Raw genomic sequence first — 15,224 nt, 5'->3', positions numbered from 1 at the left:
AGCGTACGACGCGTTGTTGGCGCTGTGCCAATAACGATGCACCGACGTGGCCACGGATGTCAACCATGTGCTGCGACGGGTGAGTTCTCTAGCTGTCTGCGGAGCGGAGTAGTGCAACGTCCGAGACGAGGCGGATGTGCTCGGCCATCGCGCGTCCGGCCTCGACCGAATTCTGTTGTCGCACAGCGTCGGCGATGCGGCGGTGGTGTTCCAGTGAAGTCTGCGGACGGTTCGACTGCGACAATGATTCGATTCGAGTTTCGCGAATCAGGCCGGCGATTTCACCCATCAGTCGGGCGAGTAGCGGCGAGTGTGCGGCTTCGGTGATGGCGTGATGGAACAGCTCGTCGCCGGAGTCGCCGCGATTTCCGTCGGTGATTTCCGACGCCATCACCGACAGGGCGTGGTCGATCGCCGCCATTTCGGCGTCGCTGCGGCGGGTTGCGGCGAGCTCGGCGAGCTTGACCTCGAGTGCCTCGCGGGCTTCGATCACCTCGGGCAGTCGATCGGCGTGCTCGCGCAGGGCGCGAATGGCCATGTCTCCCACAGGCCGTCGCACCAGTACCGCTCCGTCGCCGTGGCGGACGGCCAGTATGCCCTGTACCTCGAGTGCAACGAGGGCCTGGCTCAGCGAGGCTCTACTGACGCCGAGGTGACCCGCCAGTTCACGCTCGGGCGGGAGGCGATCGCCGGGCTTCATGTCGCGATCGGCGATGTGTTTGCACAGCTGCTCCACGATGACCTCGTACAGCCGTGGTCGGGTCACCGGGCGAATTTGCTCAGCCACTGTGTCACTCGCTCTCTGCTCCTCTGGACCCCCACCTTAACCGTCGGGTAGGTAGTGGCTCGGGTCATAGCAACTGTTGACAAGTGATCCACTTCACTGGTTCAGTCTGTAAAGACTCAGTGGCTAGTCCAATTGGCCACGGAACCCGAGCGCCCGCTCGGGGGACAACCTCAGACGAACCGGAGACCTTCGATGTCGACCGAGTTGATACCCATCATTGCGCTCGTCGTCATGTTCCTCGCTGCGACCGTGTTCCCGGTGAACATGGGCGCGCTGGGGTTCGTGGCGGCGTTCTTCGTCGGAACCATTGCCGTGGGCATGGGCACCGACGACATCATCGCCGGCTTCCCGAGCAGCTTGTTCCTGACGCTGGTCGGTATCACCTACCTCTTCGCGATCGCCCAGAACAACGGCACTGTCGACCTCCTGGTCCGCGGTGCGGTGCGGCTGGTCGGTGGCCGGGTCGCCCTGATTCCGTGGGTCATGTTCGGTATCACCGGCGTGTTGACCTCCATCGGAGCGCTGGGACCGGCAGCCGTGGCGATCGTCGCACCGATCGCACTCGGCTTCGCGGCGCGGTACAAGATCAATGCCCTGCTCATGGGCATGATGGTCATTCACGGCGCACAGGCGGGCGGGTTCTCGCCGATCAGCATCTACGGCGTCACGGTCAACAACATCGCTCAGAAGGCGGGTCTGGTCAACAGCCCACTCACCTTGTTCCTGGGCAGCATGCTGTTCAACGCGGCAATCGGTGCGTTGCTGTTCATGTTCCTGGGCGGACGCGCACTTCTCGGACGTAGCGTGCACGACGAGGACGGCACCCGCCCCGAGGGAGATTCGGGCGGAGTAGGCGGGGGCGGCTCGAGGACTGTGATGCGCGGCTTCGGATCGTCGACGCCCAAGCCGTCCGGTCAGACGGTCACGGTCGAGAACGCGCCACCTTTGGCCACCGCCGTCAAGGCCATCACGTTCGATCAGATCCTCACGCTCGTGGGGCTGGCCTCGCTGGCGTTGTTCTCACTCGTCCTCGATCTCGATGTCGGCTTCGTGTCGATGACGGTCGCCGTGGTCGTCGCCCTGGCGTCGCCCAAGGCGCAGAAGGGTGCGATCAACCAGATCAGCTGGTCGACGGTATTGCTCATCGGCGGCGTGCTGACGTTCGTCGGCGTGCTGCAGGAAGCCGGCACGGTCGAGTACGTCGGTGATGCGGTTGCCGGCATCGGTATTCCGCTGCTCGTGGCTCTGTTGCTGTGCTACATCGGTGCCATCGTCTCGGCGTTCGCGTCGTCGACCGCCATCCTCGGCGTCACCATCCCACTGGCCGTCCCGTTCCTGCTCGCCGGCGAGGTCGGTGCCATCGGCGTCATCGTGGCCCTGTCCATCGCTTCGACGATCGTCGATGTCAGTCCCTTCTCCACCAACGGCGCCCTGGTTCTGGCCAACGCCCAGGACATCGATCGGGACGTCTTCTACAAGCAGATCCTGAAATACAGCGCGTTGGTCGTCGTCATCGGCCCGTTGATCGCCTGGGCGGTACTGGTCGTGCCCGGCTGGCTCTAGCTCTCGAGCTGCGCGGACGTCCGAGAACTCGATCTTGACTTCCCCTCGGATCGCTGGTCCAATAAAATTGGCTAGGCCACTGACCCAATGGGCCACACTGGCGATTCACCCCCTCATCGCTTTCGACGTAAGGATCAATTCGATGCCCCTCAACACGACAGGCAGAACCGGACCGCTCGACGGCACCGTGGTGGTGGATCTGACGCGCGCCCTGGCCGGCCCGCACGCGGCGATGATGCTCGGAGATCTCGGCGCGGACATCATCAAGGTCGAGACCCCCAAGGGCGGCGACGACACCCGGGTGTGGGGCCCGCCTTTCGTCACCCCGCGTGACGCGGAGCGCGAATCGACGTACTTCCTTTCGGCTAACCGCAACAAGCGGTCCATCGCGCTCGACCTCAAGACCGACGACGGCCGAGAAGCGTTGGAGCGCATGATCGAGCGAGCGGACGTTCTACTCGAGAACTTCCGCACGGGAGTGCTCGATCGGCTCGGCTTCTCGCCCGAGCGCATCGCTGAGATCAACCCGCGCACGGTCGTGCTGTCGATCAGTGGATTCGGACACGACGGCCCCGAGGGTGGCCGATCCGGCTACGACCAGATCGCTCAGGGCGAGGCCGGGTTGATGTCGTTCACCGGCTCCGGTCCCGACGATGTTCAGCGCGTGGGGGTTCCGATCGCGGACCTGCTGGCCGGAATGTACGGAGCGTTCGGCGTTCTCGCTGCGCTGCGCGAGCGCGACCGCACGGGCCGCGGCAAGGTGGTTCGAACGTCGTTGCTGGCCAGCGTCGTCGGGGTGCACGCCTTCCAAGGCACCAAATGGACCGTGGCAGGCGAGATCGGTGAGGCGCAGGGCAATCATCACCCGTCGATCTGCCCGTACGGCCTCTTTCCCACTTCCGATGGAGCCGTGCAGATCTCGGTGGGCAGCGAAGGACTGTGGCACCGCTTCTGTGAGGGCTTCGGTATTGATCCCGACCTCGAGGGGATGGCGACGAACCCGCAACGCGTCGACAGTCGCGACGACGTCGTCGAGCTCGTGTCCAAGATCTTCCGCACCTACGAGACCGAGCCGTTGTTGGCGCTCCTCGACGAAATAGGCGTTCCCGCAGGCAAAGTGCGCAACGTGCAAGAAGTGTACGAGTGGGAGCAGACCAAGTCTCAGGGACTGCTCATCGACGTCGAACACGAGACGCTGGGCACGGTGACCCTGCCCGGGCCGCCGCTGCGATTCTTCGAATCCGACGGCACGGAGGTCACCGAGAACCGGCATCTGGCACCGCCGGTTCTCGGAGCCGACGACGAACTCGTCCGCGACTGGTTGAAAGAAGCGATCCGATGACGAGGATGACCGCGCTCGAACTCCTCGATCTGGTGATCGATCCCGGAAGTTTCGAGTCGTGGGACAGCCCGGCTGCCGATTACGTCATCGACGACGAGTACGCGAACGAATTGGCTGCGGCGCGTGAGAAGACGGGTCTCGACGAATCCGTTCTCACCGGATCCGCTACCGTGCGCGGCCGCAAGGTGGCAATCTTGTTGGGCGAGTTCGCTTTTCTTGCCGGGTCCATCGGGGTGGTCGCGGGTGAACGCTTGGTCAGTGCGGTGCACCGATCCACCGATGAGCGGCTTCCGTTGCTCGCGTTGCCGACCTCGGGTGGAACGCGCATGCAGGAGGGCACTGTCGCGTTTCTGCAGATGGTCAAGATCACCGCGGCGATCACCGCACACAAGGCGGCGAATCTGCCGTACATCGTCTATCTGCGGCACCCCACCACCGGCGGCGTCTTCGCATCCTGGGGATCGCTCGGTCACGTCACCGTTGCCGAGCCCGGTGCGCTCGTCGGGTTCCTCGGCCCCCGTGTCTACGAGGCGTTGTACGACGCGAAATTCCCCGCCGGCGTGCAGACCTCGGAGAACCTGCAGGCGCACGGACTCATCGACGCCATCCGTCCGCCCGAGCAACTCGGTGAGATCGTCGACCGTGCACTACGCATCATGACCGATGTGCCGTCGTGTCGCGTCCGGCATTCCGATGCCCTCGAGTGGGAGATCGAGGACGTGCCGGCATGGACCTCGATTCTGGCCTCGCGCAGGAGCGATCGGCCGGGGGTGCGCGAATTGCTGTTCAACACAGCGGCAGACGTGTTACCGCTCAACGGAACCGGTCAGGGCGAGTCCGATCCGGGCCTCATTCTGGCGCTCGTCCGGTTCGGCGACATGCCGTGCGTTCTGCTCGGCCAGGACCGGAGGAGCCAGACGACGAAGACGCCACTCGGCCCCGCGGCTCTGCGTGAGGCCCGACGCGGCATGCGGCTGGCGCAGGATTTGAAGCTTCCCCTCGTCACCGTCATCGATACTGCAGGCGCAGCGCTCTCCAAGGAGGCGGAGGAAGGCGGCCTGGCCGGCGCGATAGCACGGTGCATCGCAGATATGGTCGACCTCGAAACCCCTACGCTCTCCTTGCTGTTGGGGCAGGGAACAGGCGGCGGTGCCCTTGCGTTGGTGCCCGCGGATCGAGTTCTCGCTGCTCAGCACGCCTGGCTCTCGCCGTTGCCGCCCGAGGGTGCCTCGGCCATCGTGCATCGCGACACCACCCACGCCGCCGAGATGGCGACCAAGCAGGGAGTGCGCTCGCTCGATCTCTTCCGGGCCGGTGTCGTCGACATCATCGTTCCCGAGTTGCCCGACGCCGCAGACGAATCACAGCAATTCTGTGATCGAGTGGGCGCGGTACTGCACCGAGAACTTGCCGAGCTGATCGCTCAGGACCCCTCGATGCGGATGATCGCGCGCGAAAAGCGTTTCAATCGAATCGGTTTTGCGGCTGCCGCTGTGTGATATCCGCCGAGCTCGAAGTTATGGACGGATTTCAGGCCGAATGTGTCCATAACTTCGAGTTCGGCGAGAATCAGGACTCGAGCCAGGCGGCGAAAGTAGTAGTGGACAGTTCGGCCCCATCGCCTGGAACCAGTTCACGGCCGTGCAACAGTGCGCCGAAGTACGGAGCCTGGTCGTCGGCGACGACGGTTCTGCTGTCGCCGCGTGCCTTCAGACCTCTTTCAACGAACTCGTTGAGCCCGAACGCTTCCGGGCCTCCGATATCGATCGTCTCGTTACGCGGTGCCTCGAGAGCGACACGAGCGACAACGGTCGAAACGTCGTGTGCCGCGATCGGCTGGACGAGACCCGAGCTCAACCGGACTTCGTCGCCCGTCGTCGCGCCCTGTGCGATGGCGGAGAAGAACTCGAAGAACTGCGTTGCGCGCACGAGGGTGTACGGAATCGACGATGCGCGAATCAGTTTCTCTTGAGCCACCTTTGCGCGCAAGTAGCCGCTGGCGGGCAGTCGGTCGTTGCCGACCACGGACAGTGCAACGTGGTGCTGCACGCCCGCACTCGCTTCGGCTGCGAGGATGTTGGTCGTCGCGCGTGTGAAGAAGTCCAACACGGCCGCGTCCTCGAACGACGGTGAATTCGAGACGTCGACAACGATATTCGCACTGACGAGAGCATCGGCCAGGCCCTCGCCGGTCAGAGTATTCACACCGGACTTGGGCGACGCCGCTATCGCATCGTGACCGTGCTCGGTCAACATGCTCACAACTGCAGAACCTATGAGGCCGGTTCCGCCGATGACAACGATCTTCATGAGAATCCTCTCTTCGCCGCAGGAGGGGTGCCTGCGAGACGAGCCGGTCAACTCTTGTCTGCTGCCGGTCGCAGTGTTGACAGGGCAGCGCTCCGATCTGTGACACCTAGCGCGGCAGCGCGTGCAGCTTGTCCGGATTCATCACCCACAGGACGGTCCCGATTCCGTCCTCGGTGGCATCGATCGTCAGCAGCGTGGTCACCGTCGACTCACGAACGATCAGTACGGCAGCCCTTCCGTTGACCTGGATGAACGACGTCGTGGTTCCTATCCAGAAATGCGAGGAGAACGCCGCAACGAATGCGGCGACTCGGCTGCGTCCGACAATGGGTATTCGGGCTGCAGCCTTCACCTTGCCGCCGCCGTCGGACAGGCTCACTACGTCCTGCGCAAGAATCTTTTCCAGAGCGGCCAGATCGCCCCCCTTGGCTGCGGCGAGAAAGGCGTCGAGCAGTCGATGATGGCGGTCGGAATCGACAGGGGTCGGACGAGCGTCGGCCACATGTCTGCGGGCGCGCGTCACCAGTTGACGCGCGTTGGCTTCGGTTGTCTCCACTATGTCGGCGATCTGGCCGTACGGATAGTCGAATGCTTCCCGGAGAACGTACGCGGCTCGCTCACGAGCCGGAAGTCGTTCCAGCACAACAAGAACGGCAAGCTCGACCGTGGCGTCGTTGTCTGCCACCGTCGCCGGATCGGCTCGGGTGTCGATCGGTTCGGGCAGCCACGGGCCGACGTACGACTCCCGCCGCACCCGCGCCGACTGCGTGACGTTGATGGCCAGGCGTGTCGTGACGGTGGTGAGGAAGGCGAGTGAATTACGGACGGTGGTGCGGTCGGTGGCGTGCCACTTCAGCCAGACATCCTGCACCACATCTTCGGCCTCGGCGGCGCTGCCCAGCATGCGATAGGCAATCCCGAACAATCGCGGGCGTGCCAGCTCGAATGCGGCGGTGCCGTCGTCGGTCATCGGCGTGGTCTCACTCTCTGTCTCGTGGGGACACTATCGTCCTTGGGGTGGCTGGCAATGCTCGGGACCCCGGAGTCTCGGTGGCTGCGCGCCTGCTGGCCCTGCTCGGTGTGTTCGACGAGAAAGCTCCGTCGCTGACCTTGACCGACCTGGCCGCCGGTGCCGACCTACCCATCGCCACTGCGCATCGGCTGGTGCGAGAACTGGTGGAGTGGGGCGCGTTGGTCCGGGGCGACGACGGGCGCTACGTCGTCGGTAGGCGGTTGTGGAAACTGGGCTTGCTCGCACCCGATCAGTCCGATCTTCGCGACATCGCATCACCGTTTCTGCACGACATCTACGGAGCGACCCTTGCGACGGTGCACCTGGCCATCCGCGACGGGTGCGAAGTGCTCTATCTCGACAGGTTGGCCGGCCACGCATCGGTTCCCGCGGTCAGTCGCGTCGGCGCTCGGCTGCCGCTGCACGCCACCGGCGTCGGCAAGGTGCTGCTGGCGTACGCGCCGCGGGAGGTGCAGGAGCAGGTGATGCGGTCCCTGGATCGCCTCACCCCGTACACGGTGACGCATCCTGGCCAGCTGGAGAGCGAGTTGTGTCGAGTGCGTCGCGAGGGCTTCGCGCAGACGGTCGAGGAGATGACACTCGGTGCGTGTTCGGTGGCTGTGCCGGTCCATGCCGGCGACGGTGTGGTCGCCGCATTGGGAATCGTGGTTCCCAAGCTGGGCCGCGATCGAGTGAGACTGGTTGCCGCGCTTCAGGTTGCGGCTCAGGGGATCGGACGAAGTCTCGGCGGGTAGTCGGCCGTTTTCACTCAGTGGAAGTGCGGTCTTGTTTGGGTCGAGATCCCGGGGTCTACTGCTTGCATGCGTACACAGGTTGCCATCATCGGTGCAGGGCCCGCGGGTCTGCTGCTGTCCCACCTGCTCGACGAGCAGGGGATCGACTCCATTCTGATCGAGTCACGTACTCAGGAATACGTGCTCTCCCGAATCCGGGCCGGAGTCCTCGAACACTCGACGGTCCAGTTGCTCGACGAACACGGACTCGGTGAGCGTCTGCACCGCGAGGGCGACGAGCATCGAGGCATCTACCTGCAGTGGCCGGAAGAGCGGCACCACATCGACTTTCGTGATCTCGTCGACCGGGGTGTATGGGTGTACGGGCAGACGGAGGTCACCAAGGACCTCGTCGTGGCACGCGAGAAGGCAGGCCAACAGATCTACTACGACGTCTCCGATACCGCGTTGCATGACGTCGAGTCCGACGCACCGTTCGTCACCTTCACCGATGCGTCGGGCAGCCCGGTGCGGATCGATGCCGACGTCATCGCCGGCTGCGACGGTTCCTTCGGGCCGAGCCGGGCGGCCATGCCCGATTCGGTGCGCAACACCTGGGAAAGGGTCTATCCCTACTCCTGGCTCGGGGTGCTCGCCGATGTCGCCCCCTCGACCGACGAACTGATCTATGCCTGGCACCAGGACGGCTTCGCGATGCACTCGATGCGGTCGTCGACGGTCAGCCGGCTGTATCTGCAGGTACCGAACGGAACCGATATCGACACGTGGTCCGACGACCGCATCTGGGATGCGTTGGCGTCCAGGCTCGGTCACGGTCAGGACGGGTGGACTCTGAACCCCGGACCCATCACCGAGAAGAGCGTGTTGCCGATGCGCAGCTACGTGCAGACACCGATGAGACACGGCAACCTGTACCTGGCCGGCGACGCCGCACACATCGTGCCGCCCACCGGGGCGAAGGGTCTCAATCTCGCGGTAGCCGACGTGGCTCTGCTCGCGCCTGCCCTGGCGCAGAAGCTGAAGGGGAACGATTCGCGGGCCGCAGACAGCTACAGCGACGACGCCCTTCGACGCGTCTGGCGCTGCACGCATTTCTCGTGGTGGATGACGACGATGCTGCATACCGGCGACGACCCCTTCGACGCGCAATTACAACTCTCGCAACTGAAATGGGTGGCGTCCAGCGAGGCGGGTGCCATGGGACTGGCGGAGAACTACGCCGGATTGCCGATCGGATTCTGATCGGCGGGCGGCGTGTGTACCGCAATGATTTGATCGCTCCGACTTATCAATGAGCTGCAAATAGGTCTTTGTCATCAATGGATTGCGGGCTTACTGTGGGCAGGGTCACGCCTGAGCGTGATACGAACCGACAGGAGGCAATCGATGGAACTGAGGCATCTTCATCAGTTCGTCGCCGTGGCCGAGACCTGTCACTTCGGTCAGGCAGCCAAACGCCTGCATCTGGCGCAGCCGGCATTGTCTCAGTCGGTCCGACAGCTCGAGGCCGAACTGGGCGTCACCCTGCTCACCCGAACCACGCGTCAAGTGAGCCTGACTCCGGCGGGGGAGTTCTTCTACCGCGAGACCGTCCGCAACCTCGACAATCTCGAACGCAGCAACCGCGGTGTCCGACGCATCGCCGATGGCCGGTACGGGTTGGTACGTATCGGCTTCACCGGCACGGCGGCATTCGATCAGTTGCCGCCGATCGCCCGTGCGATCAAGCAGCGCCTTCCCGGGATCGCGCTCGAAATTCACGGGGATCTGTTGACCCCCGCTCAGGTGGAGGGATTGCGGTCGGAGCAGCTCGACGTCGCGGTTCTGCGGCCACCCGTGGCAGGTGACGACCTCGTCGTACGCACCATCACCACCGAGTCGCTGCTGCTTGCGGTGCCCGTAGATCACCGGTACGCCGCCGAGGCAGCGCTCGGCATGGCCGACCTCATGTACGAGGACTTCGTGATGTATGCGGACACGCACTCGGTGATGAACGACGCCGTGGTGCGTAGTTGTCGCGCAGGGGGTTTCAGACCTCGTCGTGAACACGAAGCCCCGGACACCTCGGTTCTGCTGGCCCTCGTCGCGGCCGGGTTGGGTGTGGCATTGGTTCCCGAATCCGTCCGCGCTCTGCAGTTGAACGGCGTCGTGTTCCGCGAGATCGCCGGAGCGAGCACGATCGACCTGGCATTGGCGTGGCACCGCGACCGACCGTCGGCACTCGTCGATGCGCTGGTCGCAGCGTTGGAGGACGCGGGAGTGCTCCCTCCGCTCGAACTATCCGTACCGCCTGCTCAGTCGAAGGACGCGTTGTGAAAATCGTTGCTGTGGAGGCTATCCCGTACTCGATTCCGTATCGAAAGCCGCTGAAGTTCGCCAGCGGCGAGGTCGATGCCGCCGACCACGTTCTCGTACGCGTTCATACCGACGACGGTGTCGTCGGAGTCGCCGACGCTCCGCCTCGGCCGTTCACGTACGGCGAGACCCAGCGCGGGGTGGTGGCGGTAATCGAGACCCTGTTCGCGCCGGCCGTCGTGGGACTGCCGCTCACCTCGAGGGAGGTGGTCAATGCCAAACTTGCTCGTACAGTGGGTAACCCGGTTGCCAAATCTGCCGTGGACATGGCCATCTGGGATGCGCTCGGGCAGACACTCGACCTACCCGTCACCGAACTCCTCGGCGGCTACACCGACCGTATGCGGGTGAGCCACATGCTCGGATTCGACACGCCTGCAGCGATGGTCGACGAGGCGAGTCGGATGCGAGAGACATACGGCATCGGAGTCTTCAAGGTCAAAGTCGGGCGAAGGCCCGTAGAGCTCGACACCGCCGTGGTCCGCGCACTGCGAGAGGGGCTCGGTGAGACGGTCGAACTGTACGTCGACGGCAATCGCGGATGGACCGCTGCCGAATCTGCGCGTGCCATGAAAGAGATGTCGGATCTGGGGCTCACTCTTGCCGAGGAACTGTGCCCGGCCGACGACGTCCTCGGGCGTCGTTGGCTGGTACAGCAACTCGATGTTCCATTCGTTGCCGACGAATCGGCGACGACCCCGGCGGAGGTCACTCGCGAGATCCTCGGTGGGTCCGCAACGGCCGTCAGTATCAAGACCGCTCGCACCGGATTCACCCGCTCGCTCCGCACTCATCACCTGTGCGAAGGGCTCGGTGTCGACGTGGTGATGGGAAACCAGATCGACGGCCAGCTCGGCACAGCCTGCACCGTCGCCTTCGGCGCGGCCTTCGACCTCACCTCACGCCGAGCAGGCGAGCTGTCGAACTTCCTCGATATGAGCGACGACCTGCTGACCGAAAGCCTCGTCATCCGCGACGGCGAACTGCACGTCCTGCCGGGCTCGGGCCTCGGCGTGCGTATCGACCCCGACAAACTCGCGAAATACCGCACCGACCACTGATCTTCAGCCCCGAAGAACGCAACTGTGAGCCAAGGAGTTCTCCATGAGCATCGACCACGCACCCTCGACGGAATCCGCTACCGAGGTGGCCACCGCAGCCGCGTCGGGGGCGAACGCCACCGAGCGTTTCACCTCCGACAAGCAGGCAGCCGCCGACACCCCGCCGGAGCGAGTCAGTCTGCTTGCTCGACAGGTCATTTCGGCAGTCCATGACACGATTCGCGAACACAAGGTCACTTACGACGAGTACAACGCACTCAAGGCCTGGCTGATCAACGTCGGTCAGACCGGTGAATGGCCGCTGTTCCTCGACGTCTGGGTAGAGCACGTCGTCGAAGAAGTTGCCGGCGAAACCCGTGAAGGCAGCAAGGGCACCATCGAAGGTCCGTACTACGTTCCGAATGCCCCGGAGCTCGGGTCGGCCGCGATCCTGCCCACTCGCGACGGCGAACAGGGCACACCGCTGCTGTTCCAAGGTCAGGTCACGAGCGTCGACGGTAGCCCACTGCCGCATGCGGTCATCGAGATCTGGCACGCCGATTCCGACGGCTTCTACTCGCAGTTCGCGCCCGGAATCCCGGAGTGGAATCTGCGCGGCACGGTCACGGCAGACGATCAGGGCAACTTCTGGATCCACACGATGAAACCCGCCCCGTACCAGATCCCGACCGACGGGGCCTGCGGCAAGCTGATCTCCGCGGCCGGCTGGCACCCGTGGCGTCCTGCACACCTGCACCTCAAAGTTGCGGCTGCCGGGCATCAGCAGATCACCACCCAGCTCTATTTCCCTGGCGACGCACACAACGACGACGACGTCGCCAACGCCGTCAAGCCCGAACTGATCCTCGATCCTCGGGAAGTCGACGGCGGCCAAGAAGTGACGTACGACTTCGTACTCGACAAGGGCTGAGCCACATGCTTTTTGCCGTGAAGATGCACGTCGCACTGCCGCAGGACCTCGATGCGGACGTACGAGCGGACACCCTCTCCAGGGAGAAGGCGTACTCGCAGCGACTGCAGCGGGACGGGGAGTGGGTGAGCATCTGGCGCATCGTCGGCCAGTACTCCAACCTCAGCATCTTCGATGTCCGGGACAACGAGCGGCTACACGAAATCCTGTGGAATCTCCCACTGTTCCCGTACATGACGATCGAGGTGTCCCCGCTCGCGCAACACCCGTCGGACATTTCCGCGGGGTGATCGACCCCGCCGAACTCGAAGTTGGGGACGGAATATCCGCGGGATCCGTCCCTAACTTCGAGTTCGCGGGAAGATCCGGTCGACGACGCGTTCGGCGATCAGCTCATGCGTCGACTGGTCGGGGTGCAGCCTATCCGGCAACGGGTGGTCCTCGACATCGTTGTCTCCGTACAGTTCTCGGCCGTCGAGGTAATGAAGGTGGGGGTCCTCGGTGGCGCGCTCGGACACGATACGGGCGAGTTCCTCGCGGATCACGGTCAGAGTCAGCTTTCCGGCACGCACCTCGGCGGGATCACCCGTCGCCGCGAATTTCACGGTACCCGACGCCAATGCCGCCGGATCGAATGCACCTGGGCCGGGGGTGTTCTCGTGGATGGGGCACAGCAGCGCGGAGATCACGAACAGTGGGGTGTGGGGGTGACCGTCGCGGATGGTGTCGAGAAATCCGTGCACCGCGGAGGTGAATGCGCGTAGCCGCATCACGTCGGAGTTGACGAGGTTGATTCCGATCTCGAGGCTGATGAGGTCGGCGGGCGCGTCCCGAATGGCCTTCGCTACGAAGTGATCGAGCAGTGCGCTTCCGCCGAAACCCAGATTGCGCAGTTGCACATCGGCGGCCGTCGCGGCGAGTGCCGTCCAGGTGGTGCTGGGTCCTGTGGCGTTGGATCCCTGGCTGATGGAGCTGCCGTAGTCGATCCAGATCGGTCGGGTGTCGACGACGGGTGAGACAGCGGCGTCGGTACGCAGCGCGACCAGTTCGATGATTTCGTTGTGCGGCAACCAGATTTCGACGTGTTTGTCGGTTGCGGACAGCCCGGAGAACCGCGCGACACCAGTCGGCTCGACCTGATCGGTGACCGACCCCGTCGCCATGTCGATGGTCGTGGTGATGCCACCCGTCGTCGAAACGCGCTCGATGAGGACGCCGTCGATTCGCAGGTCGAACAGCCCGGCCGGCCGCGGCGGGAGGCCCAGGAATGTGCGACGGGTCGCCACCGCCTCGATCTCGATGATGGTGGCGGTCGTGGTGAAGACCAACCGAACTCCGGACGGCTGAGATTCCGCCATCGTGAGCTGGGGGTCGGTGAAGCGCTGACGAGCTGCGCGTGGCAGGCGATGAGGAAGCACGCCGTTGTCGGTTCGTTCCAGCTCGGCCGCGCCGTGCAGAAGTGTGTCGGAGATGTCGGTAGTGATCATGGTGGTCTCGATCTGTGGAGTGTCGGGCTGAGGTAAGGGCAGCTGGCGCACCTGCCTTCCTATATGAACCGTATATTTGCCTAATGCATTTAGGCAAACCGTTTCGCACACGGATTGGCCGCACGTAATTAAGGTGGCCACATGCGCATCGACGAGTATCGGACGTACGACGGCCTCGGGCTGGCCGAGTTGGTCTCCACAGGCGATGTCACCCCGCGTGAACTTCTCGATTGCGCACTGGAGCAGGCGAAGTCGGTGAACCCGGGTCTCAACGCGATCGTGCGCCCGATGCGCGAGGAGGCCGAGCAGCGGCTGGCCGGAACGCTGGAAGGCCCGTTCGCCGGGGTGCCGTTTCTGATCAAGGACCTGTCGCAGGATTACGCGGGGCTGCCCACGTCCAGTGGTTCGCGCGCACTCACCGAGCTGCCGATGCCCGAACACGCGACGGTGGTTCAGCGCTGGCTCGACGCCGGCCTGGTCATCTTCGGTAAGACGAACACCCCGGAGTTCGGTGCCAAGGGAATCACCGAGCCGGCAGTGTTCGGCCCGGCTCGAAACCCGTGGGACCGCAGCAGAACTCCCGGTGGTTCGTCGGGTGGCTCCGCCGCGGCGGTCGCGGCCGGGATCGCGCCGGTGGCGGGAGCGAACGACGGCGGCGGCTCGATCCGCATTCCGGCGGCCTGCTGTGGACTCGTCGGGCTCAAGCCCGGCCGCGGGCTGGTGCCGTCGGGACCGACGTTCGGCGAGCCGATGCACGGGGCCGCAGTACAGGGCGTGGTGTCGAGATCGGTCCGCGACACCGCCGCGATGCTCGATGTACTCGCCGGTGGTGAGCCGACGTCGGGATACTCGTCGACGCCGCCGCCCGACGGGTTCCTGTCTCGGATGGACACCGACCCGCGGCCGTTACGGATCGGCATGTACGCCGCGACCTCGGTGAATCCGTCTCCGGCCCCGGAGGCGATCGCTGCGATGGAATCGGCGGCAACGACGCTCGGCGAACTGGGCCATACCGTCGAACTCCTCGAGGCCCCGCCGTTCGACGACGCGGCGCTCAACCGCGAATTCCTGCTCGCCTGGTTCACGTACCTGGCGTGGGAAATGGAAGAGGTCAAGCGCAGAACCGGGTGCGGTGACGACGCATTCGAGCGGGACACCCGAATCATGGCCGCGCTCGGCCGATCCGCGAGCGGAGTCGACTACCTCGATGCGGTGGAGGGACGACACGTGCACGTGCGGGCCCTGGCCACCTACTTCGAGACGTACGACCTGCTGCTGACCCCGACTCTGGCCGAGCTTCCCCCGAAGATCGGGGCGTTCGAGCTCGCGAAGCCGCTGCAGTTGGCATCGGACTTGCTGTTGCGCAGCCGAACTGCGGGAATGCTCAAGTACACCGGCATCGTGGATCAAATGATCGACGAGAACATCTCGTGGATCCCGTACACCCAGACCGCCAACGTCACCGGGCGTCCCGCCCTGTCCGTTCCGCTGCACTGGACGAGCTCAGGTCTGCCCATGGGCGCACACTTTCTCGCCCCGCTGGGCGGGGAGGGGCTGCTCGTCCAACTCGCAGCGCAGTTGGAACGAGCAGTGCCCTGGGCTCATCGCTACAGCGACATCGGCTGACAGCTACATCAGCTGA

At 64.4% G+C, this 15,224-nt stretch carries 14 protein-coding genes; 10 read left to right on the top strand and 4 right to left on the bottom strand.

Annotated features, from left to right (window positions below; translation table 11 throughout):
• Nucleotides 1-88 precede the first annotated feature (88 nt).
• A complete protein-coding gene (locus CH278_RS24935) occupies nucleotides 89-787 on the bottom strand; it encodes a FadR/GntR family transcriptional regulator (protein WP_094623128.1) in 699 nt (232 codons plus the stop codon).
• Between the two features lie 192 nt (nucleotides 788-979).
• Here CH278_RS24935 and CH278_RS24930 point away from each other — a divergent pair, with 192 nt between their 5' ends.
• From CH278_RS24930 to CH278_RS24920, 3 genes are all read left to right on the top strand, one after another.
• Nucleotides 980-2,350 (top strand): SLC13 family permease, encoded by a 1,371-nt coding sequence (locus CH278_RS24930; protein WP_094623127.1) that lies wholly within the window; start codon nucleotides 980-982, stop codon nucleotides 2,348-2,350.
• 142 nt (nucleotides 2,351-2,492) lie between these two features.
• The gene (locus CH278_RS24925; RefSeq protein WP_032373533.1) at nucleotides 2,493-3,692 is read left to right on the top strand and encodes a CaiB/BaiF CoA transferase family protein; all 1,200 of its coding nucleotides are present in this window, start codon (nucleotides 2,493-2,495) and stop codon (nucleotides 3,690-3,692) included.
• Complete coding sequence (locus CH278_RS24920) at nucleotides 3,689-5,191, top strand: carboxyl transferase domain-containing protein (protein WP_094623126.1); 1,503 nt, start codon at nucleotides 3,689-3,691, stop codon at nucleotides 5,189-5,191. Before CH278_RS24925 ends, CH278_RS24920 begins: the two co-directional genes overlap by 4 nt.
• Before the next feature lie 70 nt (nucleotides 5,192-5,261).
• On the opposite strand, the gene CH278_RS24915 is transcribed toward CH278_RS24920, so the two are convergent.
• Nucleotides 5,262-6,002 carry an SDR family oxidoreductase gene (locus tag CH278_RS24915; protein WP_094623125.1) on the bottom strand — a complete coding sequence of 247 codons (741 nt, stop codon included), beginning with the start codon at nucleotides 6,000-6,002 and terminating at the stop codon, nucleotides 5,262-5,264.
• 106 nt (nucleotides 6,003-6,108) lie between these two features.
• The gene (locus CH278_RS24910; protein ID WP_032392891.1) at nucleotides 6,109-6,972 is read right to left on the bottom strand and encodes an RNA polymerase sigma-70 factor; all 864 of its coding nucleotides are present in this window, start codon (nucleotides 6,970-6,972) and stop codon (nucleotides 6,109-6,111) included.
• A 47-nt stretch (nucleotides 6,973-7,019) separates the two neighbouring features.
• On the opposite strand from CH278_RS24910, the gene CH278_RS24905 reads away from it, so the two are divergent.
• The 6 genes from CH278_RS24905 (at nucleotide 7,020) to catC (ending at nucleotide 12,385) form a co-directional block, all read left to right on the top strand.
• Nucleotides 7,020-7,769, top strand: a complete 750-nt coding sequence (locus tag CH278_RS24905; protein ID WP_094623124.1) for an IclR family transcriptional regulator — start codon at nucleotides 7,020-7,022, stop codon at nucleotides 7,767-7,769.
• Nucleotides 7,770-7,835: 66 nt separating this feature from the next.
• A complete protein-coding gene (locus tag CH278_RS24900; RefSeq protein ID WP_094623123.1) occupies nucleotides 7,836-9,011 on the top strand; it encodes a 4-hydroxybenzoate 3-monooxygenase in 1,176 nt (391 codons plus the stop codon).
• A 144-nt stretch (nucleotides 9,012-9,155) separates the two neighbouring features.
• Nucleotides 9,156-10,085, top strand: coding sequence for a LysR family transcriptional regulator (locus tag CH278_RS24895; RefSeq protein ID WP_094623122.1), 930 nt, complete (start codon nucleotides 9,156-9,158; stop codon nucleotides 10,083-10,085).
• Nucleotides 10,082-11,185, top strand: coding sequence for a mandelate racemase/muconate lactonizing enzyme family protein (locus tag CH278_RS24890; RefSeq protein WP_032384190.1), 1,104 nt, complete (start codon nucleotides 10,082-10,084; stop codon nucleotides 11,183-11,185). The genes CH278_RS24895 and CH278_RS24890 overlap by 4 nt, the downstream gene beginning before the upstream one ends.
• A 43-nt stretch (nucleotides 11,186-11,228) precedes the next feature.
• Complete coding sequence (catA, locus tag CH278_RS24885; RefSeq protein WP_032384189.1) at nucleotides 11,229-12,095, top strand: catechol 1,2-dioxygenase; 867 nt, start codon at nucleotides 11,229-11,231, stop codon at nucleotides 12,093-12,095.
• A gap of 5 nt (nucleotides 12,096-12,100) precedes the next feature.
• On the top strand, nucleotides 12,101-12,385 hold the full coding sequence (gene catC, locus CH278_RS24880) for a muconolactone Delta-isomerase (RefSeq protein WP_032367866.1): 285 nt from the start codon (nucleotides 12,101-12,103) through the stop codon (nucleotides 12,383-12,385).
• A gap of 51 nt (nucleotides 12,386-12,436) precedes the next feature.
• Here the strand turns inward: catC and CH278_RS24875 are convergent, their stop codons facing one another.
• A complete protein-coding gene (locus CH278_RS24875) occupies nucleotides 12,437-13,633 on the bottom strand; it encodes an SGNH/GDSL hydrolase family protein (protein ID WP_306436710.1) in 1,197 nt (398 codons plus the stop codon).
• A 90-nt stretch (nucleotides 13,634-13,723) separates the two neighbouring features.
• Here CH278_RS24875 and CH278_RS24870 point away from each other — a divergent pair, with 90 nt between their 5' ends.
• On the top strand, nucleotides 13,724-15,208 hold the full coding sequence (locus CH278_RS24870; protein WP_032408374.1) for an amidase: 1,485 nt from the start codon (nucleotides 13,724-13,726) through the stop codon (nucleotides 15,206-15,208).
• Nucleotides 15,209-15,224 lie beyond the last annotated feature (16 nt).

Source organism: Rhodococcus sp. 05-2254-5 (assembly GCF_002258575.1).
GTDB classification, from domain to species: domain Bacteria; phylum Actinomycetota; class Actinomycetes; order Mycobacteriales; family Mycobacteriaceae; genus Rhodococcoides; species Rhodococcoides fascians.
Note: the sequence above shows the minus strand (reverse complement) of the source record. Positions and strands in the feature narration are given on the sequence as shown.

Bases quoted from the DNA above. Each gene is read 5' to 3' on its own strand.
- CH278_RS24930 (WP_094623127.1), top strand. From the start codon at position 980: ATGTCGACCGAGTTGATACCCATCATTGCGCTCGTCGTCATGTTCCTC.
- CH278_RS24925 (WP_032373533.1), top strand. From the start codon at position 2,493: ATGCCCCTCAACACGACAGGCAGAACCGGACCGCTCGACGGCACCGTG.
- CH278_RS24920 (WP_094623126.1), top strand. From the start codon at position 3,689: ATGACGAGGATGACCGCGCTCGAACTCCTCGATCTGGTGATCGATCCC.
- CH278_RS24915 (WP_094623125.1), bottom strand. From the start codon at position 6,002: ATGAAGATCGTTGTCATCGGCGGAACCGGCCTCATAGGTTCTGCAGTT.
- CH278_RS24910 (WP_032392891.1), bottom strand. From the start codon at position 6,972: ATGACCGACGACGGCACCGCCGCATTCGAGCTGGCACGCCCGCGATTG.
- CH278_RS24900 (WP_094623123.1), top strand. From the start codon at position 7,836: ATGCGTACACAGGTTGCCATCATCGGTGCAGGGCCCGCGGGTCTGCTG.
- CH278_RS24895 (WP_094623122.1), top strand. From the start codon at position 9,156: ATGGAACTGAGGCATCTTCATCAGTTCGTCGCCGTGGCCGAGACCTGT.
- catA (WP_032384189.1), top strand. From the start codon at position 11,229: ATGAGCATCGACCACGCACCCTCGACGGAATCCGCTACCGAGGTGGCC.
- catC (WP_032367866.1), top strand. From the start codon at position 12,101: ATGCTTTTTGCCGTGAAGATGCACGTCGCACTGCCGCAGGACCTCGAT.
- CH278_RS24870 (WP_032408374.1), top strand. From the start codon at position 13,724: ATGCGCATCGACGAGTATCGGACGTACGACGGCCTCGGGCTGGCCGAG.